Source organism: Polynucleobacter sp. MWH-Berg-3C6, assembly GCF_018881855.1.
In the GTDB taxonomy this organism is placed as follows: domain Bacteria; phylum Pseudomonadota; class Gammaproteobacteria; order Burkholderiales; family Burkholderiaceae; genus Polynucleobacter.
Genome location: NZ_JACVPN010000003.1, coordinates 137,514 through 160,241, shown reverse-complemented (window position 1 = coordinate 160,241; position 22,728 = coordinate 137,514). Strand labels below are relative to the sequence as shown.

The 22,728-nt window shown below is 46.3% G+C and carries 20 protein-coding genes and 1 other RNA gene; 3 read left to right on the top strand and 18 right to left on the bottom strand.

The window, feature by feature from the left end; all coding sequences use genetic code 11:
• The first annotated feature begins 3 nt into the window (after positions 1–3).
• Complete coding sequence (ruvB, locus tag ICN13_RS07225) at positions 4–1,074, top strand: Holliday junction branch migration DNA helicase RuvB (protein ID WP_216139720.1); 1,071 nt, start codon at positions 4–6, stop codon at positions 1,072–1,074.
• Here the strand turns inward: ruvB and tyrS are convergent.
• Positions 1,071–2,303 (bottom strand): tyrosine--tRNA ligase, encoded by a 1,233-nt coding sequence (tyrS, locus tag ICN13_RS07220; protein WP_216139719.1) that lies wholly within the window; start codon positions 2,301–2,303, stop codon positions 1,071–1,073. The two genes, ruvB and tyrS, sit on opposite strands and share 4 nt — an antisense overlap.
• 73 nt (positions 2,304–2,376) lie before the next feature.
• Here tyrS and ICN13_RS07215 point away from each other — a divergent pair, with 73 nt between their 5' ends.
• A complete protein-coding gene (locus tag ICN13_RS07215) occupies positions 2,377–3,504 on the top strand; it encodes an anhydro-N-acetylmuramic acid kinase (protein WP_216139718.1) in 1,128 nt (375 codons plus the stop codon).
• A gap of 12 nt (positions 3,505–3,516) precedes the next feature.
• Here ICN13_RS07215 and erpA read toward each other — a convergent pair whose 3' ends face one another.
• From erpA to rplM, 4 genes are all read right to left on the bottom strand, one after another.
• Positions 3,517–3,891: an iron-sulfur cluster insertion protein ErpA gene (gene erpA, locus ICN13_RS07210; protein WP_087908592.1), complete on the bottom strand. Its 375-nt coding sequence runs from the start codon at positions 3,889–3,891 to the stop codon at positions 3,517–3,519.
• Positions 3,892–3,959: 68 nt separating this feature from the next.
• Positions 3,960–5,018 carry an N-acetyl-gamma-glutamyl-phosphate reductase gene (gene argC, locus ICN13_RS07205; RefSeq protein ID WP_216139717.1) on the bottom strand — a complete coding sequence of 353 codons (1,059 nt, stop codon included), beginning with the start codon at positions 5,016–5,018 and terminating at the stop codon, positions 3,960–3,962.
• Between the two features lie 138 nt (positions 5,019–5,156).
• On the bottom strand, positions 5,157–5,558 hold the full coding sequence (gene rpsI / locus ICN13_RS07200; RefSeq protein ID WP_015422033.1) for a 30S ribosomal protein S9: 402 nt from the start codon (positions 5,556–5,558) through the stop codon (positions 5,157–5,159).
• Positions 5,559–5,567: 9 nt separating this feature from the next.
• Positions 5,568–5,996, bottom strand: a complete 429-nt coding sequence (gene rplM / locus ICN13_RS07195; protein ID WP_216139716.1) for a 50S ribosomal protein L13 — start codon at positions 5,994–5,996, stop codon at positions 5,568–5,570.
• Positions 5,997–6,413: 417 nt separating this feature from the next.
• Here rplM and ICN13_RS07190 point away from each other — a divergent pair, with 417 nt between their 5' ends.
• Entirely contained in the window at positions 6,414–6,836 is a 423-nt protein-coding gene (locus ICN13_RS07190; RefSeq protein WP_216139715.1) for an OsmC family protein, read from the top strand.
• Here the strand turns inward: ICN13_RS07190 and rnpB are convergent.
• The 13 genes from rnpB to ICN13_RS07125 form a co-directional block, all read right to left on the bottom strand.
• Positions 6,837–7,143: RNase P RNA component class A (gene rnpB, locus ICN13_RS07185), an RNA gene on the bottom strand.
• 57 nt (positions 7,144–7,200) lie between these two features.
• Complete coding sequence (gene pyrC / locus ICN13_RS07180) at positions 7,201–8,259, bottom strand: dihydroorotase (protein WP_216139714.1); 1,059 nt, start codon at positions 8,257–8,259, stop codon at positions 7,201–7,203.
• 2 nt (positions 8,260–8,261) lie between these two features.
• Positions 8,262–9,605 (bottom strand): glycerate kinase, encoded by a 1,344-nt coding sequence (locus ICN13_RS07175; RefSeq protein ID WP_216139713.1) that lies wholly within the window; start codon positions 9,603–9,605, stop codon positions 8,262–8,264.
• 9 nt (positions 9,606–9,614) lie between these two features.
• Complete coding sequence (locus tag ICN13_RS07170; protein WP_216139712.1) at positions 9,615–11,438, bottom strand: ABC transporter ATP-binding protein/permease; 1,824 nt, start codon at positions 11,436–11,438, stop codon at positions 9,615–9,617.
• Between the two features lie 9 nt (positions 11,439–11,447).
• The gene (gene nudB, locus ICN13_RS07165; protein ID WP_216139711.1) at positions 11,448–11,897 is read right to left on the bottom strand and encodes a dihydroneopterin triphosphate diphosphatase; all 450 of its coding nucleotides are present in this window, start codon (positions 11,895–11,897) and stop codon (positions 11,448–11,450) included.
• 22 nt (positions 11,898–11,919) lie between these two features.
• Positions 11,920–13,719 carry an aspartate--tRNA ligase gene (gene aspS / locus ICN13_RS07160; RefSeq protein WP_216139710.1) on the bottom strand — a complete coding sequence of 600 codons (1,800 nt, stop codon included), beginning with the start codon at positions 13,717–13,719 and terminating at the stop codon, positions 11,920–11,922.
• A 16-nt stretch (positions 13,720–13,735) separates the two neighbouring features.
• On the bottom strand, positions 13,736–14,389 hold the full coding sequence (locus ICN13_RS07155; RefSeq protein ID WP_216139709.1) for a DUF502 domain-containing protein: 654 nt from the start codon (positions 14,387–14,389) through the stop codon (positions 13,736–13,738).
• A 52-nt stretch (positions 14,390–14,441) separates the two neighbouring features.
• Positions 14,442–16,028: a ubiquinone biosynthesis regulatory protein kinase UbiB gene (gene ubiB, locus ICN13_RS07150; RefSeq protein WP_216139708.1), complete on the bottom strand. Its 1,587-nt coding sequence runs from the start codon at positions 16,026–16,028 to the stop codon at positions 14,442–14,444.
• A 3-nt stretch (positions 16,029–16,031) separates the two neighbouring features.
• On the bottom strand, positions 16,032–16,652 hold the full coding sequence (locus tag ICN13_RS07145; RefSeq protein ID WP_216139707.1) for an SCP2 domain-containing protein: 621 nt from the start codon (positions 16,650–16,652) through the stop codon (positions 16,032–16,034).
• 53 nt (positions 16,653–16,705) lie between these two features.
• A complete protein-coding gene (locus tag ICN13_RS07140; protein WP_216139706.1) occupies positions 16,706–17,614 on the bottom strand; it encodes a Tim44 domain-containing protein in 909 nt (302 codons plus the stop codon).
• Between the two features lie 68 nt (positions 17,615–17,682).
• The gene (ubiE, locus tag ICN13_RS07135; protein ID WP_216139705.1) at positions 17,683–18,426 is read right to left on the bottom strand and encodes a bifunctional demethylmenaquinone methyltransferase/2-methoxy-6-polyprenyl-1,4-benzoquinol methylase UbiE; all 744 of its coding nucleotides are present in this window, start codon (positions 18,424–18,426) and stop codon (positions 17,683–17,685) included.
• Positions 18,427–18,813, bottom strand: coding sequence for a gamma-butyrobetaine hydroxylase-like domain-containing protein (locus ICN13_RS07130; RefSeq protein ID WP_216139704.1), 387 nt, complete (start codon positions 18,811–18,813; stop codon positions 18,427–18,429).
• Positions 18,813–22,652, bottom strand: coding sequence for an FAD/FMN-binding oxidoreductase (locus ICN13_RS07125; RefSeq protein ID WP_216139703.1), 3,840 nt, complete (start codon positions 22,650–22,652; stop codon positions 18,813–18,815). Before ICN13_RS07125 ends, ICN13_RS07130 begins: the two co-directional genes overlap by 1 nt.
• Positions 22,653–22,728: the final 76 nt, after the last annotated feature.

Below are 22,728 nucleotides of genomic sequence, written 5' to 3'. Positions count from 1 at the left end.
GGTATGGCAATTCACACTGACGACCTAAGCGCTATTCCTGAAGATTTACCGGAAGGTAATGACCGCATTGTGAGCGGATCTGCAGGAAACTCTGAAGCCGTCTTTGAAAGAGCGCTTCGTCCTAAACAGTTGGATGAGTACGTTGGTCAAACCAAAGCTCGCGCCCAATTAGAAATCTTTATTAGTGCGACTCGAGCACGTCAAGAAGCCTTAGATCATGTTCTTCTTTTTGGGCCCCCAGGACTTGGTAAAACTACTCTAGCCCACATCATTGCTAGAGAGCTTGGTGTCAATCTACGTCAAACCAGCGGGCCAGTTCTCGATAGACCTGGTGACCTGGCTGCATTACTGACCAATCTCGAAGCAAACGATGTGCTCTTTATCGATGAGATTCATCGCCTCTCGCCAGTGGTTGAAGAGATTCTCTATCCAGCGCTTGAGGACTACAGCTTAGACATCATGATTGGCGAAGGTCCTGCAGCACGTAGCGTCAAGATTGATCTCAAGCCTTTTACCTTGATCGGCGCAACGACACGCGCTGGTATGCTCACTAACCCATTGCGTGATCGCTTTGGTATCGTGGCAAGACTCGAGTTCTACACCACAGAAGAGCTCACCAAAATTATTAACCGCTCAGCCAGCTTACTTAAAGCGGATATTGACCCAGAGGGTTCAGTAGAAATTGCAAAGCGTGCGAGAGGAACACCCCGAATTGCGAACCGCTTACTCCGACGTGTACGAGACTACGCGGAAGTAAAAGGTACTGGCACCATCACCAAAGCCATGGCTGATGCAGCCTTAAAAATGCTTGATGTAGATCCGAGCGGCTTTGATGTCATGGATAGAAAATTGCTAGAAGCTATCTTGCATAAGTTTGATGGCGGGCCAGTAGGCATCGATAATTTGGCCGCAGCTATTGGCGAAGAACGCGATACGATTGAAGATGTTCTCGAGCCTTACTTGATTCAGCAGGGATATCTACAAAGAACTTCACGTGGTCGAGTTGCGACCCGTCAGGCCTATGAGCACTTTGGCTTAACGCCTCCAAGTGGTACTGCTAGCTTAGATATTTAAACTAGCGTTACTTTGGCAAACTTGCGTTTGCCCACCTGCACAACATAAGTACCCGCTTCAATCTTTGCTTGCTTGTCGCTCACTGTTGCGCCATCAATCTTCACACCGTTTTGCTCGATGTTGCGATTAGCCTCGGAGGTAGATGGAGCCAGACCTGCAGCCTTTAAAAGGTTAGCAATTGCCATGGGAGCGCCAGTGAGGTTAACCTCTGGAATCTCACCAGGAACACCGCCTTTAGCGCGGTGATTAAAGTCCTCCAGGGCTTTTTCTGCAGCAGCCTGCGAATGAAAACGCGCGACGATTTCTTGTGCGAGAAGTACTTTGCAGTCTTTTGGATTACGGCCAGCAGCAACCTCCTGCTTCATTAAATCAATTTCGGACATGGGTCTAAATGAGAGTAATGTGAAGTAATCCCACATCAAGTCATCAGAGATGCTTAATAGCTTTCCAAACATCTCACCAGCAGGCTCACTAATACCAATGTAATTGCCTTTGGATTTGCTCATCTTCTCAACACCATCCAAACCAACTAGGAGTGGCATTGTCAAAATACATTGTGGCTCCTGGCCATACTCACGCTGGAGTTCGCGGCCAACCAGAAGATTAAATTTTTGATCTGTACCACCAAGCTCTAAATCACTCTTGAGCGCAACAGAGTCATAGCCTTGCATGAGCGGATATAAAAATTCATGAATAGAGATGGGTACACCATTGCGATAACGCTTCGTAAAGTCATCGCGCTCAAGCATACGAGCAACGGTATGTTTTGCTGCCAACTGAATCATGCCGCGGGCACCTAAGGGATCACACCACTCACTGTTGTAACGTACTTCCGTTTTAGAGGGATCTAGCACCATACTCGCTTGACGATAGTAGGTCTCTGCATTGACTGCAATCTCTTCTGCAGTCAAAGGAGGGCGAGTCGCGTTACGACCCGATGGATCACCAATCATGCTGGTGAAATCACCAATCAAGAAAATGACTGTATGACCTAAGTCTTGTAACTGACGTAATTTATTTAAAACGACTGTATGCCCCAAATGAATGTCAGGCGCCGTTGGATCTAAACCCAGCTTAATTCGCAGTGGAGTCTTGGTAGCCTGACTACGGGCTAGCTTTTGAACCCAATCCGCTTCAACCAATAACTCGTCACAGCCACGTTTAGTAACTTCGAGTGCCGCAAAGACTTCAGGGGTTAATGGATATTTTTGTTCTGGTTTCGCCGTCATACTGATTCGGATGCTGATACAGTTATTTAGTATTTAAATTGTTAAGCATAATTGTCGCATTCCTGAGAACTAGATGAACAAACTGCACTCCCTCTATATTGGCCTCATGTCTGGTACTAGCCTGGATGGGATAGATGCTGTTCTAGCTCAGATTGGGCCCAACGGGGAAACCAGCGCTTTAGAAGCGGTGTCTACCCCCTTTAGCCCTGAGCTTCGTAAGACCCTTTTTGACCTTCAAAGCCCCGGCCCCAATGAACTTCATCGTGAGAAACAGGCTGGTAATGCCCTTGCCTTAGCTTATGCAGAAGCAGTAAATCAATTGCTTAAAAAAGCACATTTACAGCCCTCAGATATCACCGCCATTGGTGCGCACGGTCAAACCATTCGTCATCAACCACAGCTTGGGGATATGGCATACACCCACCAAACACTCAACCCTGCCCTCCTAGCTGAAAAGACGGGAATAGATGTCATCGCAGACTTTAGAAGTCGTGATATTGCTGCAGGTGGTCATGGTGCACCATTGGTGCCAGCCTTTCATGCACAGCAATTTGTAGAAGATAAAAATTTAGCCATCCTCAATATTGGTGGAATTGCCAACCTGACACTTCTACCAAAAAATGGTGAAGTGACCGGATTTGATTGTGGTCCAGGAAATATGTTGATGGATGCTTGGATACATGAGCATCAAGGCAATGCCTATGATGAAAACGGTAATTGGGCGCTGCAAGGTAAAGTAAGTGAAGCGCTTCTAACAAAGATGTTGTCTGATTCTTTCTTTAGCAAAGCACCCCCGAAAAGCACTGGAAGGGATGATTTTCATCTTGCTTGGTTGCAAGAAAAAATAGGTCAAGACAATCATCTCGCTGAAGATGTACAAGCAACACTATTACATTTAACTGCACATTCCGCATTAGAGTCTTTGTTAAGGTATGCCCCGCAAACCCATGCACTGATTGTCTGTGGAGGCGGCGCTCGAAATAATGCGTTGATGAATTTACTGAAGGTTAAAGCTCAGCATGTATTCAAAGGCCCGATAGAAATTACAACCAGTGACTCTGCTGGCATTGATCCGCAACTCGTTGAGGGCCTTGCTTTTGCCTGGCTTGCTTGGGCCCATAAAGAAAAACGGCCAGCAAATTTGCCAGCCGTTACGGGAGCGAAGGGCCCTAGAATTCTAGGCGCTTGCTATCCTGCGTAGTTTTTGATTTCCTTAAGCAGAGAATGAAGATCCACAACCACAAGTCGTTGTGGCATTTGGATTCTTAATCACAAACTGTGATCCATTGATATCTTCTTTGTAGTCAATCTCAGCGCCAACCAAATATTGGAAGCTCATTGAATCCACTAAAAGAGTAACGCCATTCTTTTCAAAGAGGGTGTCATCCTCGTTTACGGCATCATCAAACGTGAAGCCATACTGAAAACCTGAGCAACCACCACCTTGCACGAATACGCGCAACTTCAACTCTGGATTGCCCTCTTCAGCAATCAAGTCAGCCACTTTCGCAGCGGCACTATCCGTAAACACCAATGGGGTTGGTGGCTCAGCTAAATCTTGTGCTGTTTGCGTAGCTAATTCAGTCATGATTTGCTCCTAATTCAGAAAACGATAATTCATTTTAGGCTTTTAATTCCCAGCCTGCTGAAGGGTCTTTATGGGGAAACCGCAATCTGGGTCAGGCCCGTGGTTTCAGGCAAGCCAAACATGAGGTTCATACACTGGACGCCCTGGCCTGAAGCACCTTTCACCAAATTGTCTTCCACTACCAAAATAACCAAAGTATCGCCGCCGCCAGGACGATGAATCGCAATCCGGATGCCATTACTACCCCTAACAGAACGTGTTTCTGGATGGCTTCCGGCTGGCATTACATCTACGAAAGGCTCATCCTTGTAGAAATTCTCATAAAGCACCTGATAATCGACACCCATTCCAGCCTCAGTCAAACGCACATATAAGGTTGAATGAATACCCCTCACCATCGGTGTGAGATGCGGCACAAATGTCAGTCCAATTTGGTCGTGGCCGGCGATGGCCTTTAAGCCTTGCACAATTTCAGGGAGGTGACGATGGCCTTTAACACCGTAGGCCTTAAAGTTATCGCTTGCCTCAGACAATAAGGTGCCAATCTCTGCTTTACGCCCGGCACCAGAAGTGCCTGACTTCGAATCAGAGATGATGTGAGTGCCATCAATTAAGTGCTTCCCGCCAGTAGATTTTGGAGATAGCAATGGCGCAAGCCCAAGCTGCACTGAAGTTGGATAACATCCCGCCAAGCCAACCACGCGCGCCTTTTTAATTGCCTCACGATTAATTTCAGCCAAGCCATAAACCGCTTCAGCCAAAATTTCTGGGCAGCCATGTTCCATGCCGTACCACTTCGCAAACTCTTTGACATCCTTCAAACGGAAGTCTGCCGCCAGATCCAGAATCTTGACATTATTAGCGAGTAATTCTTTTGCTTGTGCCATAGCAACGCCATGTGGCGTTGCAAAGAAGACAACATCACACTCATTTAATTTGGCTTCATCTGGCGTCGTAAATTTCAGCTCGACACGACCACGTAAGGATGGGAACATCTCAGCCACTGGCATACCAGCTTCTGTACGAGAAGTAATAGCAACAATTTTTACCTCAGGATGCTGCGCCAATAAACGCAATAATTCCACCCCGGTATATCCTGTGCCGCCAACGATGCCTACCTTAATCATGTCTTTCTCCAAAATACCGCATCCGTCATTAATCTGTCTTACGTAGATTAATACAACATTCCTACAATTTCACTTATTGTAGAAACAAAAAGGGCCGCTTGCGCGACCCTTTCAATAATACTAAGCGACTGAAAGAAATTAGCGCTTGCTGAACTGCTTACGACGACGTGCGCCATGCAGACCAACTTTTTTACGCTCAACTTCACGAGCATCGCGAGTTACCAAACCTGCTTTAGACAGAGTTGGCTTCAAAGCGTTGTCGTAGTCGATCAATGCACGAGTAACACCGTGACGAACTGCACCAGCTTGGCCAGTTTCACCGCCACCAGAAACGTTTACTTTGATATCAAAGGTCGTTAAGTGGGCTGTGAGAGCCAAAGGCTGACGAGCGATCATGCGTGATGTTTCACGAGCAAAATAAGCATCGATAGGCTTACCGTTAACAGTAATTTCGCCTTTGCCAGATTTAATGAATACGCGCGCAACAGAACTCTTGCGGCGACCAGTACCGTAATTCCAATTTCCGTAATTAATAGCCATTTGGTTTCCTTAAATCTCTAACGCTTTAGGCTGTTGAGCCGTGTGCGGATGATTAGCGTCGCCATAAACTTTCAATTTCTTGATCATGGCATAGCCTAGTGGGCCTTTTGGCAACATACCCTTCACAGCCTTCTCCAAAGCGCGACCTGGGAAACGGTCTTGCATCTTGTCGAAGTTAGTCGAGCTAATACCGCCTGGGTATCCGCTGTGACGGTAATAAATCTTGTTCAAGCCTTTGGTGCCAGTGACACGCAGCTTAGATGAATTGATCACGACGATAAAGTCGCCAGTGTCAACGTGTGGTGTGAATTCAGGCTTGTGCTTGCCGCGTAGACGGTGTGCCACTTCACTGGCGACACGACCGAGGACTTTGTCCGTAGCGTCAATCACGAACCATTCACGCTTTACCTCATGGAATTTTGCGGAAAAAGTTTTCATGATTTCTCAAATTGTTATAGTCAAAAAAATTACTCCAATCACACCGCGTCCACCTTGGCCCTGCTTATGTTTGCAAGCTCGCAGATTCTGCAATCTAACTGGTAAAACAATTACCGCTGACTAGTTCGGTAATTCAGTAAAGCCTTGAATTGTAACCCAAAAAAAACCCAGGAACTAGTCCTGGGCTGGAATCCACCTTTGTTTGGGTGGAGGAGACACTGGGTGGTAAGTCGCAGTCTTATACAAGACTGACTACCAATATGGTTATTGTATAGATAACGATGGTGCGATGCAAGAAAATTGACCAAAATCAAGTTTTTGATGTTTTTTGACCAAAACCGCCTTCTAACCAAAGTACATCAATATTGGTAAACTATTGATAATATTGATTAATTTAGTAAGTTAGGGATCACTAATATGGAATGTCGAGTATCTTGGTTAGGTAACGGTGGAATGGCTTTTTCAGCAGAAACAGGTAGCGGGCACCTGCTCAAAATGGATGGGCCACCAGATGCAGGCGGCCAAAATAGTGCTGCAAGGCCTATGGAGTTGATTTTGGCTGGAACTGGGGGTTGCTCTGCCTTTGATGTGGTTTTAATCCTACAACGCGCCAAACAAGCAGTAAGCGCCTGCGACGTAACTCTGGTTGCCGAAAGAGCGGAAGTAGAACCTAAAGTCTTTACCAAGATCAATATGCACTTCACAGTCAAAGGCAAAGACTTAGAGCGCTCGAAAGTAGAGCGTGCCGTCAAGCTTTCCCATGAAAAGTACTGCTCGGCAACCACCATGCTGGCAAAGACAGCTGAAATCACCTACAGCATCGACATTGTTTCAGAATAAGTGCAGAGTCAATCGATAAGCCGGATTCTGTCGCCTAGATTTGCATCTAGGGGCAATCATTCCTCTAGGCCGGCAGTTACCTGACGGCTCAAGCTCCCTACCCGCAGACTCAGCGGGACGCCTCATCGCCTGCTTACTTGGGATTGCTCCGGGTGGAGGTTACCGCGTTTCACCGTAACTAAATACGCTCGTCTCTGTGGCCCTATTCCTCACGTCGCCGTGGATGGCCGTTAGCCATCACCCTTCCCTATGGAGTCCGGACTTTCCTCCCCCTCAATAAAGAGGCGGCGATTGCCCAATTGACTCTGCGCCTGCAGTCTAACGCAGTCAGAGCAAATTGGCTTGTAAAACAGTAGAGACGTATTTAAATGAGAGACCAGGCGATTGTTTCACCAGCACGAAGTGGAACAATCGTGTCATCACCCAGCGGTAACTCAGCAGGGATTTTTTGCGCCTGCTTAGACAGGGTAATTTTTTTACTATTTCGCGGCAAATGATAAAAATCTGGGCCAAAGAAACTGGCAAACCCCTCTAACTGATCAAGCTTGCCGACGCTCTCGAATGCCTCTGCATACAAACCAAGAGCGTTAAACGCGCTATAGCAACCAGCGCAACCACAGGCTGCCTCTTTAGCACCTTTGGCATGCGGCGCACTATCAGTACCTAAGAAGAAGCGGGGGTTGCCGCTAGTAGCAGCTTCCAATAAAGCCACGCGATGTTCTTCACGCTTGAGTACAGGCAAGCAATAGTTGTGTGGACGAATCCCGCCCGCAAAAATTGCATTGCGATTCATGAGTAAATGCTGTGGAGTCAGCGTAGCAGCAATAGTATTTTTCCCACCAGTCGAAGCATCGCGAACATAGTGCGCTGCTTGTTTGGTCGTAATGTGTTCAAACACAATTTTCAGTTCAGGAAAAACTTTACGCAAAGGCTCAAGAACAGTATCAATGAACACCGCTTCACGATCAAAGATATCGATATCAGCATGAGTCACTTCACCATGAACTAATAGCGGCATTCCGACAGCTTGCATTGCTGCCAAAGCTTTGTAGCAATGCTTGATATCACTTACACCTGAGTCACTATTGGTGGTGGCTCCTGCAGGATATAACTTGATTCCAGTAATGCCCTGTTCTTTAGCCTTACGTACTTCATCGGCAGAAGTATTGTCCGTGAGATACAGCGTCATTAATGGTGTAAAGCCAGAAACACCCAGAGACTTCAGGCTTGCTTCAATCCGGGTGCGGTAAGCATTTGCTAAATCTGCCGTAGTAACCGGCGGCTTCAAATTCGGCATGATGATCGCACGCGCAAACTGACGGGCAGTATCAGCCAAGACATCCTTCATTACTTCGCCATCGCGAATATGCAAATGCCAATCGTCTGGCTGAATCAGTTCAATTTGGGTTGGGCTGTTAGGCATGATTATTTATCGAGCAAAATGATCCGGAAATCATTCACATTGGTAAGTGTAGGCCCAGTTTCCACTAAAGCATCTAATTCTGCAAAGAAGCCATAGCAATCATGGCCAGCCAAGAATGACTCCGGAGTCATTCCCTTATCCAAACTAGCTCTACGAATATCGGCCGTAAACCATGCGCCCGCATTTTTTTCACTGCCATCAATACCATCGGTATCTGCAGCTAATCCAGCCAACTTAGGCAAATCTTTTGAGGCAGCAAAAAGTGAGAGTAGATATTCACTACAACGACCACCTCGACCTTTAACGCCAGCAGGGATGGTGACTGTACATTCTCCACCAGAAATCAGTGCCAGTGGTTTGGCGGTCAGCTGAGATAAATGCTCTCTAGTCAACTGTGCCTGAGTCATACCAACTGTTTGTGCTTCACCAGTAATCGTATCCCCTAAAACAATAGCCTCATAACCCTGACTACGAACATAATCTGCTGCAGCTTCTAAGCTTTTATATGCAGTAGCAATGACATGATTGGCCACTTGGGCATTTACCAAATCAGCATCTTTTAAGGTCTCTGGTTTTTCTCCTGCAAGCCCTTGCTGCAGATGATTGAGTACGGATGCAGGAATCTCATTTTTGCCTAAGCTATATTTTTCAAAGATAGCCAAGGCATCTTGGTAGGTGGAATAGTCGGCTGCACATGGCCCACTGGCAATATCTGCCGGTGAATCACCGGTCACATCCGATATGAGTAATGCCTCTACGCGTGCACCACGGGCAATGGCAACCCTTGCTAAATTTCCACCCAAGATTGCAGATAAATGTTTGCGAACAATATTCATCTCTTCAATGGGGGCGCCGCTTCGCAATAGCGTTTCTGTGGTCATGCGCATGTCGTCTATCGTGATGCCCTCTTGCGGCAAGGTCAGCAAACTTGAGCCGCCACCAGAAACCAGGGCAATGAGTACATCGCCTGGCTCTAATTGCTGGGTTAATGCGTAGATTGCTTTAGCACCATCCATACCTGCCTGATCGGGTACCGGATGACCGGCTTCAATAATTTGAATATGACTGGTAGGTGATGCATGGCCATAACGGGTTAGCACCACACCCTCAATGTTTACTTGAGGCCAATGTTTCTTTGCATAAGCCTCAAATGCGCTAGCCATCGAAGCGCTAGCCTTGCCAGCACCTACCACCAAGCATCTACCTTTGGGCTGTTGGCCAGCAGGAAATATCTTCGCTAAATATTGTGGGACGATGACTTGAGGATCCGCAACAGCAACAGCAGCTGCAAAGGCATTTTTTAAAATGTCTTCTGTAGAGGTTTGCTGAGTGTTCTGTTGGGTCATCCAGCTATTCTAATCAAGAGCGGCACGTTCTTGCATTTGCCACATCTCAGCATATTTTCCCTGGGCTGCTAGCAACTCCAAATGGGTGCCCCGCTCGACGATTTGACCATGCTCCATTACCAGAATTTGATTGGCATGAATAATGGTAGAAAGTCTATGCGCAATGATCAGAGTGGTGCGATTTTTAGCCAGGCCGAGTAATTCTTCCTGAAAAGCCCTTTCTGTCTTGGAATCTAAGGCAGAGGTTGCTTCATCAAAAATCAGCATCGCTGGTTTTTTCAACAAAGTGCGTGCGATGGCCACACGCTGCTTCTCACCACCAGAAAGCTTCAAGCCCCTCTCGCCTACCTGGGTATCGTAGCCGTCTGGCAGACGCTTAATAAAACCATCGATTTGTGCCGCTCTGGCAGCTTCTTGCACTTCTTCAATTGAGGCGGAAGGATTGCCATAAGCAATGTTGTAGCCAATAGTGTCATTAAATAAGACTGTGTCTTGTGGCACGATGCCAATCGCTTTGCGAAGACTAGCTTGCGTCACATCTTGAATGTTTTGATCGTCAATCAGGATCTTGCCAGACTGCACATCATAAAAACGGAATAACAATCTGGCTAAAGTACTCTTGCCTGCGCCGCTTTGTCCCACCACAGCAGTAATCGTTCCCGCTGGAATAGAAAAACTCACATCACGAAGAATTTCTCGCTTAGCGTCATAGTGGAAAGAGACATTTTCAAAACGAACATCCGGGCCATGACTGTGGTTACCAATATGTAAAGGATGTGCATTAGGTGAATCAGCAATTTCTTTATCGGTATTGAGCAAAGAGAACATCCGCTCCATATCTGTTAGAGACTGTTTGATCTCGCGATAAATCACACCCAGGAAATTGAGTGGAATATACAACTGGATCATTAAAGTATTCACCAATACAAGATCGCCAAGGGTCATGGTGCCATCTACTACCCCGAGCGTAGCACGCCACAAAATTAAGACCAAACCAATAGCAATAATTGTTTGCTGGCCAAAATTGAGAACTGCTAAAGATTTTTGTGACTTGATGGCGGCGGCTTGATAGCGCACCAAATTTTTGTCGTAACGACTAGCCTCAAAGGCCTCATTACCAAAATACTTCACGGTCTCAAAATTTAATAAAGAATCAATGGCTTTCTGATTCGCCTTTGAATCCATATCATTCATGGTCTTGCGAAAATGGGTGCGCCACTCTGTAACCACTACAGTAAATACAATATAGAAAACCAAGGCGCATAAGGTAATTGCTGCGAACCAAATATCATATGAGTAAGCCAAATAGCCCAATACCAAAATGAATTCAACCAGCGTTGGTAGGATGCTATAGAGCGAATAAGAAATTAGCGACTGAATACCACGAGTGCCACGCTCAATATCCCGACTAACACCTCCAGTTTGGCGAGCTAGATGAAAGCTCAGCGCTAAAGCATGTAAATGTTGAAAGACTTGGAGAGCCACTTTACGGACGGCATTTTGAGTCACTCGCGCAAAGAGAAACTCGCGTAATTCAGCAAACAAGGAAGCAGCCATTCGGAGAAGCCCATAAGCCAGAATGAGCGCCACTGGAACTACGAGCAAGACTTGTGGAGAATCTGCCTTGAGATTTAAATCGTCAATTAAACGCTTGAGCAAAATGGGGATGCCGAGATTGGTAACCTTAGCAGCAACCAAGCAAGCTAGAGCAATTGCAACTCTAAATTTATATTCCAGTAGATAGGGAATTAAATCGCGAATAACCTTCCAATCGCTTCCCTGTGAAGGTTTGGAATCTGCACTACCGTGGTGGTGTCCCGATGATGGTCTCATCGCTCTATCTTATTCCTTCTTCTCTGAAAAGAATTTCAGAATAGCTTCACCATTGCTGGGAGAGAAGCACTTCTTAGCAGCCTCTTCGAAAGGCAGCCACTGATACGCCACATGCTCTCTAGGGGAGAGCTGGATTTGAATATTTTCTGGGACTTCAAGAGCAAACCAATGCTCGATATTGCGGGTAACGCCAGGAGCATAACGAAAACGCCAATCAGGATAAATTTCGTACTCAATTTGATGGTGCAAATTACGCAAAGAGCCAGCAGTAAGCTGATCTACTGCAATACCCGTTTCTTCAAAAACTTCGCGAGTGGCTGCTAAAGCGAGATCCTCATCTAAGGCATCTAGGCTGCCAGTAACAGATTGCCAAAACCCCGGACGATCTACACGCTCTATCAGTAAAACATCCCCATTCGATTTGTAGATGACTACTAAAACCGAAATAGGGATTTTCAAGATAGGTGCTGCTTAACTTGTTTTAAGCGGCGGGAGCAGCTTGGCGCAAACGGATATGCAACTCACGTAACTGGCGCTCGTCTACTGGGCTAGGAGCTTGAGTCAATAAGCACTGCGCACGCTGTGTTTTAGGGAAGGCAATCACATCACGAATGGATTCAGCGCCAGTCATCATCGTTACGATGCGATCGAGACCGAAAGCAATACCGCCGTGTGGAGGAGCGCCATATTGAAGGGCATCTAACAAGAAGCCAAATTTAGCTTGAGCCTCTTCGGCACCAATCTTCAAGGCACGGAACACTTGGCTCTGCACTGTCTCTTGATGAATACGTACTGAGCCACCACCAATTTCACTGCCATTGAGGACCATGTCATAAGCTTTTGCCAAGCACTTGCCAGGATCAGATTCCAGATACTTCATGTGCTCATCTTTAGGGCTAGTAAACGGATGGTGACAAGCAACCCAACGCGCTTCACCTTCGTCGTAATCAAACATTGGGAAATCCACAACCCACAATGGCTTCCAACCTTCAGTAAAGAGGCCGTGCTCTTTACCCCAGGCCGATTGACCAATACGTAGACGTAAATTGCCAATCGCATCATTCACTACTTTTTCTTTATCAGCACCAAAGAAAATGATGTCGCCATCTTTTGCACCAGTACGCTTGAGAATGCCATCGATCGCTGCATCATGTAGATTCTTCACGATTGGGGATTGCAAACCATTGCGCCCTTCTGCAACTGAGTTCACCTTAATCCAGGCCAAACCTTTAGCGCCATAGATACTCACAAACTGGGTGTAGTCATCAATTTCACTCCGGCTAATCTCTGCACCACCCGGCACGCATAAACCCACTACACGGCCGCCCTCTTGATTAGCTGCGCCAGAGAAGACCTTGAAATCGACATCTTTCATCAAATCAGTCAACTCGGTGAATTCAAAGTTCACTCGTAGATCTGGTTTGTCAGATCCAAAACGCGCCATACCTTCTGAGTAAGGCATGGTTGGGAATGGATTAGGCAACTCAACATTCATGGTCTTCTTGAAAATATGACGGATCATGTTTTCAAAGAGCTCACGAATTTCTAATTCACTTAAGAATGCTGTTTCACAGTCAATCTGCGTAAATTCAGGCTGGCGATCAGCACGTAAGTCTTCGTCACGGAAACATTTGGTAATTTGATAGTAACGGTCAAAGCCAGCCACCATCAACAACTGCTTAAATAACTGTGGTGACTGTGGCAATGCAAAGAATTGACCATCATGTACACGTGAAGGTACTAAATAATCACGCGCCCCTTCTGGAGTACTCTTGGTCAACATTGGCGTTTCGATATCAATAAAACCAGCATCATCTAAATATCGGCGACACTCCATCGCAACGTTGTAGCGCAAACGCAAATTCTTTTGCATTTGTGGACGGCGTAAATCCAAGACACGATGAGTGAGGCGGGTTGTCTCGGATAAGTTCTCGTCATCAATCTGAAATGGGGGAGTCACCGAAGCATTCAAAATCACAAGTTCGTGACAAAGAATTTCTACCTTTCCGCTTACCAAATCATTGTTCTCTGTGCCGGCAGGACGTGCGCGCACCAGGCCTTTAATCTGAATACAGAACTCACTGCGCACTTGCTCAGCTAAAGCAAACATCTCAGGACGATCTGGATCACACACTACCTGGACAAAGCCCTCACGGTCACGCAAGTCAATAAAAATCACACCTCCGTGATCGCGACGGCGATTAACCCATCCAGCAAGAGTGACTTCTTTACCAATCAGTGAATCGGTTACCTGTCCACAGGTATGGCTTCGCATCGACATAACAATTTCCTATAAATCAAAAATGGCGTGGTGACTGTGTTGTAGTCGAACCACTAGAACTATTTGGTGGGACAGAGCCCATAGAAACAATATGCTTCAATGCTTCCTCTACGGTCATCTCTAGCTCAATCGTTTGTGCGCGGGGCACAATCATAAAAAAACCGGAGGTTGGATTTGGGGTGGTTGGCAAGAATACGTTGACATAATCCTCGCCTAACTTCGCTGTGACTTCTCTTGCAGGAATACCGGTTTGAAAAGCGATTACCCAGGAATCAGCGTGTGGATAGCGAATCAATAACGCCTTACTAAAGGCCTGACCACTTCCAGAAAATAAAGTTGATGAAACTTGTTGAACGCTCGAGTAGATCGAGCGCACAATGGGAATTCGATTTACAAACTTATCCCAAATCTTTAACCACCATTGGCCAGCAAAACTAATTGCAAGGAAGCCCGTGAGCATAATGACTGCAATCACAATCAATATTCCTACGCCTGGTAGGTCACGGAAATGCTGTACGTCTAGTGCCGCGTCACGTGGAAGAACCACCATGATGGCATGCATGACTGATCCAAAAACACCGTCGAGCAAACCCAAGCCCCACGCAATCACCCAAACGGTGATCGACAGTGGTGCCCAAACAAGGATGCCTGCGATAAAGTATTTTTTCATGTGTTCTGCCTAGCCCGCTATTTTAGCGGTTTAGAGACCAAGCAGCTAAAGACTAATAAATGCCTAGGCCGATGATCAAAATTCCGGCCAAAAAACCCCCGGCAAAGAGCAAAGCGCCCACTAAAAGACGGTGAGTACGCCTTTCCTCAGTCAAAAGCGCCTTAAGGACCTCCAGCTCACCATTTTGGTCTTTTGTCTGGTTATGGCCTTGAACAAGGGCGTCTGCAATCAAGCGAGGCAAAGTTGGCAAAATCTTGGCCCAGGAAGGCGCCTCCTCCTTCAAGCCATCGATCAGGCCACGCCAGCCCAACTGCTTACTGATCCATTTTTCCAAAATAGGCTTGGCAGTTTTCCAAAGATCTAGATCGGGATCTAATTCGCGGGCCAGCCCCTCAACGTTCAACAGTGTTTTTTGCAAGAGCGTTAACTGCGGCTGAATTTCTACTTTGAAGCGGCGCGATGTTTGGAATAAACGCATCAACACAATGCCTAAAGAAATTTCTTTAAGAGGACGATCAAAGTACGGCTCACAAACTGAACGTACTGCTCCCTCTAATTCTTCCACTCGAGTGTTGGCTGGCACCCAGCCAGATTCAATATGTAGTTCAGCTACCCGACGGTAATCCCGATTAAAGAATGCCAAGAAATTGAGTGCCAAGTAATTTTTATCGGATTCGCTCAGCGCGCCAACAATGCCAAAGTCTAATGAGATAAAGCGCCCAAATGTTTCTGGCTCTAAGCTAATCATGATATTTCCAGGATGCATATCCGCATGGAAAAATCCATACTCAAATACTTGCGTGAAAAATATCTCAACGCCATCAGCGGCTAATTTTTTAAAATCCACTCCAGCTGCACGTAACTCTGCAGCTCTACCAATGGAGATGCCATACATTCTCTCCATCACAATGACATTGGTGTGGCACAGATCCCAATACATTTCAGGGATCATTAACTGATCAGAATCTTTAAATTGTCTGCGCAGCTGACTTGCATTTGCAGCTTCACGCATCAGATCTAATTCATCATGCAGATAAGTATCGAACTCGGCAACATTCTCGCGCGGCTTTAATCGACGGCCATCCTCAGAGCTCTTTTCAATAATCTTTGCCAAGTCATACATCAAGGCAAGGTCACCCTCAATCACCGGCAAAATGCCGGGACGCAAAACTTTGATTGCTACAGTCTTACGTTCCCACTCAGGATGTTTTGCCGTAGCGCGTAAAGTTCCGAAGTGCACTTGGGCTACGGAGGCGCTCGCTACTGGCGTAGCATCAAAGCTAATAAAGACTTCTTCGATCGGCTGGCCAAGGGCTTTCTCAATTAAGCGACGCGACTCTTCATTAGAGAATGGAGGAACCTGATCTTGTAACTTGGCCAACTCATTAGCAATATCTTCCGGCAATAAATCTCGACGTGTAGAAAGCACTTGTCCAAATTTAACGAAGATTGGTCCCAGAGCTTCTAGCGTCAAACGAATACGCTCACCTCTTGGCAAATTACCACTAGGCGAAGTCCAGCAGATTACTGTGAGAGCGCCCTTACCAATTCCAGGCTTCAGAATGTCGCGCAAGAGGGGAAGCAAGCCATAGCGCCAAGCGGTAAAGAAAATAAAGAAGAGACGAGCCATTCGACGCACGATTTACCTAGCCTTTTGCTCTAAGAATTGAATGCGCTTTTCTATGCGATCCACTGATTCACGTAAATCATTCAATGAAGATTTATGCGCTATAAAATCTCGCTTATTCAAAAGTACTTTTCTTTCTTCGCTAACATACTCAACGACATTGTCCAGTAAATCAGAGGCAGCAGAACGAGATGCGGAGACAAACTTCTTACCTTGTCGTACGGCAAAGTTTGCTGGTGCATCACCAACTAGGCGAGCTAAATCTTCTTCATATTCCCAGCGTAACTGACCTGCTAGACGACCTATTAACTGAGCCAAATCTGCGTCACCAGTAATTTTTACGGCCTTGAAGGCCTGTTCACGCAAACTACCTGAACTCGCCACTAAATCCCCTAGGGCCTTGCTTGAAACTTCTAAACTTAAAGAAGGGGTCTCAATCTCTTTTAGGACATTCAAAAAACCAGAGGGCGTAATCTCAAAACAAAGATCGCCCAGCGGCAACCCAAGCAGGATGGTTTTACCAGCGTGCCTAGCCAATTCTGCTGATGCCCATGGCTCTGTCCCCAATACGTGATTAATCCCTCGACAAGCAGCGCCGGCAGCAATCGTATGAGTAGAAGATAAATGCGTGTTCATAAGTGTAAAAAACCCGCACAAGTGCGGGTTTTCCAATGGAAAGTACCTAAAGCTTAAACTAACTGCGAGATACCCGCTAGTACCCAGCCTCCAGGACCCTCAACCGGCTTACTTAGATTCCAGATTTCGGAGAAGTCACTTGCCGGGGCGCCTGGCTGCTCACGAATCATGCCGCTGAACTGAACGCTACAGAAATAATGCGCATCTGCGGTCTCAATGCCAATTAATTGCGCATGAATAGTAACAACGTCAGTTTGATTTGTAGCGTCAGTCCGCCCTGCTAGATCCTGCTGAATAGTGGCAAACATTTCAGGGGTCGTAAATTCACGCAAGGAGGCAAGATCACCCTCATCCCAAGCTTTTTGCAAAGTAGAAAAGTATTGCTTTGCATTGTCCAAAAAGGAACGCTCATCAAAACCTGGCGGCAGCGTCGATTGAAATGGCTCTGGCTCAGCGCTCACACCACCAAATGCATTTGCTGCAGGGGTAAAGGCTGGCTCTTGTCTAGGAGTTTGCTGAGTACTGGTTCGCTGCATGCCAGTTGGCACCTTAGCGTTGTTCCCAGCGCCAGACATTGCTGGCAACATTCTGCGAATCACAAACATAATCGCAAAACCTGCCAACACGGCAATGAGGAGTCCAGTAACCATAGAAGATGCAGCCTCTCCAAGACCAAAATGCGACAAGAGATAGCCGATACCTAAGCCGGCTGCTAAACCACCTAGAAGACCACCCATGCCACCAAAGCGGCTAGGTGCAGGTGCTTGAGGGGCTGGAGCTGGCGCAGCAGGCTGTGCTTGCTGCGCAGGCTTTTGTACTGGAGCAGCTTGTTTTTGCATTGGTGCACTTGGTGCTTTGCCCACGCTCTTACCGCCACCTAAACGGGCAGCATCAACATGACCTACGGATGCAAATACCAAAGTAAGACTTAGTAAAGTTGCTTTGAAAAAATGCTTATTCATTTATTTTGACCCCTTCTTATAACTGCTCAAATGCTTTAGTTTTTAAGAACTTAAAAACTATACAACTATCAGTATTTAATACCAATATGTAAGGCAACGATACCCCCAGTCATCCTATGGGTTTCCACTTCATCAAAACCAACGCCCAACATCATTTCTTTAAGGGTTTCTGCATCAGGGTGCATCCGGATGGATTCCGCCAAATAACGATAGCTTTCTGAATCTTGGGCAATCTTCTCGCCCAACCAAGGCAAAACCTTGAAGGAATAAGTGTCATATACGGGCTGCAAAAAGGCATCAGGCTTTGAAAATTCGAGCACCAATACTCGACCGCCCGGCTTTATCACGCGACGCATTTCGCCAAGAGCAACATCCTTATGGGTCATATTGCGCAAACCAAATGCCACAGTGACAACATCAAAATGGTTATTTGGGAATGGAATTTTTTCGGCATCAAATTGAACACAAGGCAAAGCCATGCCGCGATCTAACAAACGATCACGTCCAACACCCAACATGGATGCATTAATGTCACTCAACCAAACTTGGGCATCTGGGTTGCTACCCCAATTTGCTGCTTTTGCAAATGCTGCTGCAAGGTCGCCAGTACCTCCAGCGATATCTAGAATCTTTTGTCCAGGGCGAACATTTGCTCGAGCGATGGTGATTTTTTTCCATACGCGATGCAAGCCAAATGACATGAGGTCATTCATCACATCATATTTGCTTGCTACCGAATGAAATACGTCGGCAACCTTACCAGCTTTTTCAGCCTCATCAACGCTTTGATAGCCAAAGTGAGTTTTACTCATTTAGTGACTTCCACAAGAATGGCCGGCTTGGATCATAGGTGCATCCCGATCAAGGCCAGCAGCCGCTAACTTATTTAAATGTTCTTTCCACAACTCTTCTTGGTTTTCACATAAATATTGCAAGTAATCCCAAGAATACAGTCCAGAATCATGGCCATCAGAAAAACTGGGCTTTAGTGCGTAATGACCAACAGGCTCAAGGCTGGCAATCAAAACATCACGCTTACCGGTTTGCAAAGTTTCTTGGCCAGGACCATGACCTTGCACCTCTGCTGATGGTGAGAGCACTCTTAAAAGTTCAAAGGGCAAGCGATAGGTATTGCCGTTCTCATAAGAGAGCTCTAGCACCTTAGATTGTTGATGCACCACGATATTAATAGGAATCATTAAACGAGGACCCTTTCAATACCACCCTGATTTGCTTTGGTAACGTAGTCTTGCATCCAGTTATCACCAAGTAATTTTTGCGCCATTTCAACCACAATGTAATCTGCGGTGGTATCGCTATCAGCATCAAAGCGACTTAAGCCTTGCAAGCAAGATGGGCAACTAGTTAACACTTTGACCTCGCCAGTAAAGTCATCTTTGCGTAAATCATTTGCAGCTTTTTCCATTTCAATTTGCTTACGGAAGCGAACTTGCGTAGAAATATCTGGTCGGGTAACCGCCAAGGTTCCAGACTCGCCGCAACAACGATCGTTCTTTGCAATCGCTTTGCCGTCTTCTAATTGAATCAGTTCGTTCACAGTCTTCAAAGGATCTTGCAGCTTCATTGGAGAATGGCAGGGATCGTGATACATATACTTCACGCCTGTTACTCCAGATAGCTTGACGCCTTTTTCTGCCAAGAATTCATGAATATCAATAATGCGACAGCCCGGGAAAATCTGATCAAACTGGTAACCAGCCAATTGGTCATAGCAAGTGCCGCAAGAAACAACGACCGTCTTGATATCTAAGTAGTTCAGAGTATTGGCAACGCGGTGAAACAAGACGCGGTTATCCGTAATCATCTTCTCAGCTTTGTCAAAGTCGCCATTACCACGCTGTGGATAACCGCAGCATAAATAACCCGGCGGCAATACTGTTTGCACGCCCACATTCCAAAGCATTGCTTGAGTTGCTAAACCGACTTGGGAGAATAAGCGCTCAGATCCACAACCAGGGAAGTAAAACACTGCTTCAGTATCTGCAGAAGTTGTTTTTGGATCACGAATAATAGGTACGTAGTTTGGATCCTCAACATCTAATAATGCGCGCGCAGTCTTCTTGGGCAAATTACCAGGCATCTTCTTATTTACAAAGAAAATAACCTGCTCTTTAACGCTCGGCTTGCCTACTGTTGCAGGAGGATGCGCTGTTTGTTGTTTTGCAAACTTACGCAGAACATCGTTTCCAAAACGCTGTAATTTATAACCCCAACCAATCATCGTCTTACGAGCCAAATGGATCGATTCTGGGCTTGTAGCATTTAAGAAGAACATCGATGCTGCAGTACCTGGATTAAAACGTTGCTGACCCATCTTGCGTAATAAATTACGCATATTCATAGTCACATCGCCGAAATCAATTTTTACCGGGCATGGCGCCAAGCACTTATGGCAAACAGTGCAATGTGCTGCAACGTCATCAAACATTTCCCAGTGACGAATCGATACACCACGACGGGTTTGCTCTTCATACAGAAAAGCTTCAATCAATAACGAAGTGGCTAAAATTTTGTCACGCGGACTGTATAAAAGGTTTGCACGTGGCACATGTGTTGAACACACTGGCTTGCACTTACCGCAACGCAAGCAATCTTTTACGCTATCGGCAATCGCTCCGATATCGCTTTGCTGCATGATGATGGACTCATGCCCCATCAAACCAAAGCTAGGCGTATAAGCCATACTCAGGTCAGCATGTGGCATCAGTTTGCCTTTGTTAAAGCGACCTTCAGGATCAACGCGGTTCTTGTAGCTACGGAAATCTTTGAGTTCAGCTTCGGTTAAATATTCAAGCTTAGTAATGCCAATGCCATGCTCACCAGAAATCACGCCATCTAAAGAACGGGCCAACTTCATGATGCGATCTACTGCACGATGTGCATCCTGCAACATTTCGTAGTCATCAGAGTTCACCGGGATGTTGGTGTGCACATTACCGTCACCAGCATGCATATGCAAAGCAACAAATACGCGCTTGCGCAGAATATTTTTATGAATTGCCTCAAGCTCAGCAAGAATAGGCTCAAATGCTAGGCCGCCAAAAATGATGCGTAGCTCAGAGCGCACCTCCTCTTTCCATGAAGCACGCAAGCTATAGTTTTGCAGTTGCGGGAAATGGGTATCCATTTGCATGAGCCAATCAGCCCAGCGAGTACGGACTCTTTCAATCAACTCAAGGGCTTGCAGAACACGATCGCCCAAAATTTCTGCGGTTGGAATATCGTAATCCTCGTCACCTTTACCCAAAGGCAGAGCGCTCTTTTTCAAGAAAGACTCGAGACCATCTAATACTTGTAATTTATTTTTGAGAGACAGCTCGATATTGATGCGATCAATGCCATCAGTGTACTCACCCATGCGTGGCAAGGGAATGACAACGTCCTCATTGATCTTAAATGCATTGGTATGGCGGGCAATAGCAGCCGTCCGTGCGCGATCGAGCCAGAACTTTTTGCGTGCTTCTGCGCTTACCGCAACAAAGCCTTCACCAACCCGCAGATTTGCCATACGTACTACTTCGCTAGTTGCGGCTGCAACCGCCTCTTCATTGTCACCAGCAATATCACCTATCAACACCATCTTTGGCAGGCTATTGCGCTTCGATTTTGTAGAGTAGCCAACTGCGCGCAAATAACGATCATCCAAATGCTCAAGGCCCGCCAAAATTGGACCGCCTTGTTTGCTCAGACCATCAAGATAGGCCTTGATTTCGACAATGCTTGGGATAGCCTCACGTGCCTGTCCAAAGAACTCGAGACAAACAGTACGCATGTACTTTGGCATGCGATGCAAGATCCAAGTTGCGCTGGTGATGAGTCCATCGCAACCTTCTTTTTGTACGCCAGGCAATCCAGATAAAAACTTATCTGTAACGTCTTTACCTAAGCCTTCTTTGCGGAAACGTTTGCCTTCAATCTCCAGTAATTCTGTTTTCAGAATGCGCTGGCCTGGCTCACTATTGCCATCAGACCACGTTAACTGAAAGCGTACTGTTGCAACATCATGAATCTTGCCAAGGTTGTGCTCAAGACGCTCAACATCTAACCAATTGCCTTGTGGATCCACCATGCGCCAGCTAGCAAGGTTATCAAGAGCAGTGCCCCAAAGAACTGCTTTTTTACCACCAGCGTTCATCGCGATATTGCCGCCGATACAACTTGCATCTGCAGATGTAGGATCAACCGCAAACACCAGTCCAGCATGCTCTGCAGCATCAGATACGCGACGGGTTACGACGCCCGCGCCAGTAAAAATCGTTGCTACTTCATGGTCAAGGCCAGGCAGATGCTTAGTCTTCACACCGCCGATATCTTGCAACTTCTCAGTATTAATCACTGCAGACATGGCATATAGCGGAATTGCCCCGCCGGTATAACCAGTGCCGCCTCCACGAGGAATAATCGTGAGGCCTAATTCGACACAGGCTTTAACCAATCCAGGAATTTCTGATTCGTAATCAGGCTTCAGCACTACTAGCGGAAACTCAACACGCCAATCAGTCGCATCTGTTACGTGTGCAGCACGTGAGACACCATCAAAACAAATATTGTCAGAAGCTGTGTGACGGCCTAATTCTTTAACTGCACGTTTACGAATTTGCTCAACTTCTTTAAAGCCGTTTTGAAAACTTTCAATAGCGCGATAAGCAGCATTTAACAAAATTTCTACTTGTTCTACTGAGTCGCCACTATTACGTTTTTTAACTTCACCCAAGCGATGCCATAGGGCATCAATCAGTTGTTTGCGACGCTGAGGACTATCTAATAAATCGTCTTGTAAAAAGGGGTTGCGCTGAACTACCCAAATATCACCCAAGATTTCAAACAACATGCGCGCAGAGCGCCCGGTACGACGAACACCACGCAGGTCATTGAGAACACGCCAAGACTCCTCACCGAGCAGGCGAATAACAATCTCACGATCGGAAAAGGAGGTGTAGTTGTAAGGAATTTCACGCAGACGGGGAGAACCCGCCTCAGCGTCCAGCAACTGGTTCAAAGCTAATGGGGCGTTCATAGCAACATATTTGATAAATAAGCATTTTAATTGAGCGAACCTGATAGTGGCAGGAAAAGGTGAAAGCTGCTCCCCA

Coding starts and splice junctions, on each gene's coding strand:
- erpA (WP_087908592.1), bottom strand. CDS start 3,891: ATGACTGAATTAGCTACGCAAACAGCACAAGATTTAGCTGAGCCACCA.
- ICN13_RS07145 (WP_216139707.1), bottom strand. CDS start 16,652: ATGAACACGCATTTATCTTCTACTCATACGATTGCTGCCGGCGCTGCT.
- ICN13_RS07170 (WP_216139712.1), bottom strand. CDS start 11,438: ATGAGACCATCATCGGGACACCACCACGGTAGTGCAGATTCCAAACCT.
- ICN13_RS07125 (WP_216139703.1), bottom strand. CDS start 22,652: ATGAACGCCCCATTAGCTTTGAACCAGTTGCTGGACGCTGAGGCGGGT.
- ICN13_RS07215 (WP_216139718.1), top strand. CDS start 2,377: ATGAACAAACTGCACTCCCTCTATATTGGCCTCATGTCTGGTACTAGC.
- rplM (WP_216139716.1), bottom strand. CDS start 5,996: ATGAAAACTTTTTCCGCAAAATTCCATGAGGTAAAGCGTGAATGGTTC.
- aspS (WP_216139710.1), bottom strand. CDS start 13,719: ATGTCGATGCGAAGCCATACCTGTGGACAGGTAACCGATTCACTGATT.
- ICN13_RS07155 (WP_216139709.1), bottom strand. CDS start 14,389: ATGAAAAAATACTTTATCGCAGGCATCCTTGTTTGGGCACCACTGTCG.
- pyrC (WP_216139714.1), bottom strand. CDS start 8,259: ATGCCTAACAGCCCAACCCAAATTGAACTGATTCAGCCAGACGATTGG.
- ubiE (WP_216139705.1), bottom strand. CDS start 18,426: ATGAGTAAAACTCACTTTGGCTATCAAAGCGTTGATGAGGCTGAAAAA.
- ICN13_RS07190 (WP_216139715.1), top strand. CDS start 6,414: ATGGAATGTCGAGTATCTTGGTTAGGTAACGGTGGAATGGCTTTTTCA.
- tyrS (WP_216139719.1), bottom strand. CDS start 2,303: ATGACGGCGAAACCAGAACAAAAATATCCATTAACCCCTGAAGTCTTT.
- ICN13_RS07130 (WP_216139704.1), bottom strand. CDS start 18,813: ATGATTCCTATTAATATCGTGGTGCATCAACAATCTAAGGTGCTAGAG.
- argC (WP_216139717.1), bottom strand. CDS start 5,018: ATGATTAAGGTAGGCATCGTTGGCGGCACAGGATATACCGGGGTGGAA.
- rpsI (WP_015422033.1), bottom strand. CDS start 5,558: ATGGCTATTAATTACGGAAATTGGAATTACGGTACTGGTCGCCGCAAG.
- ICN13_RS07175 (WP_216139713.1), bottom strand. CDS start 9,605: ATGACCCAACAGAACACTCAGCAAACCTCTACAGAAGACATTTTAAAA.
- ICN13_RS07140 (WP_216139706.1), bottom strand. CDS start 17,614: ATGAATAAGCATTTTTTCAAAGCAACTTTACTAAGTCTTACTTTGGTA.
- ruvB (WP_216139720.1), top strand. CDS start 4: ATGGCAATTCACACTGACGACCTAAGCGCTATTCCTGAAGATTTACCG.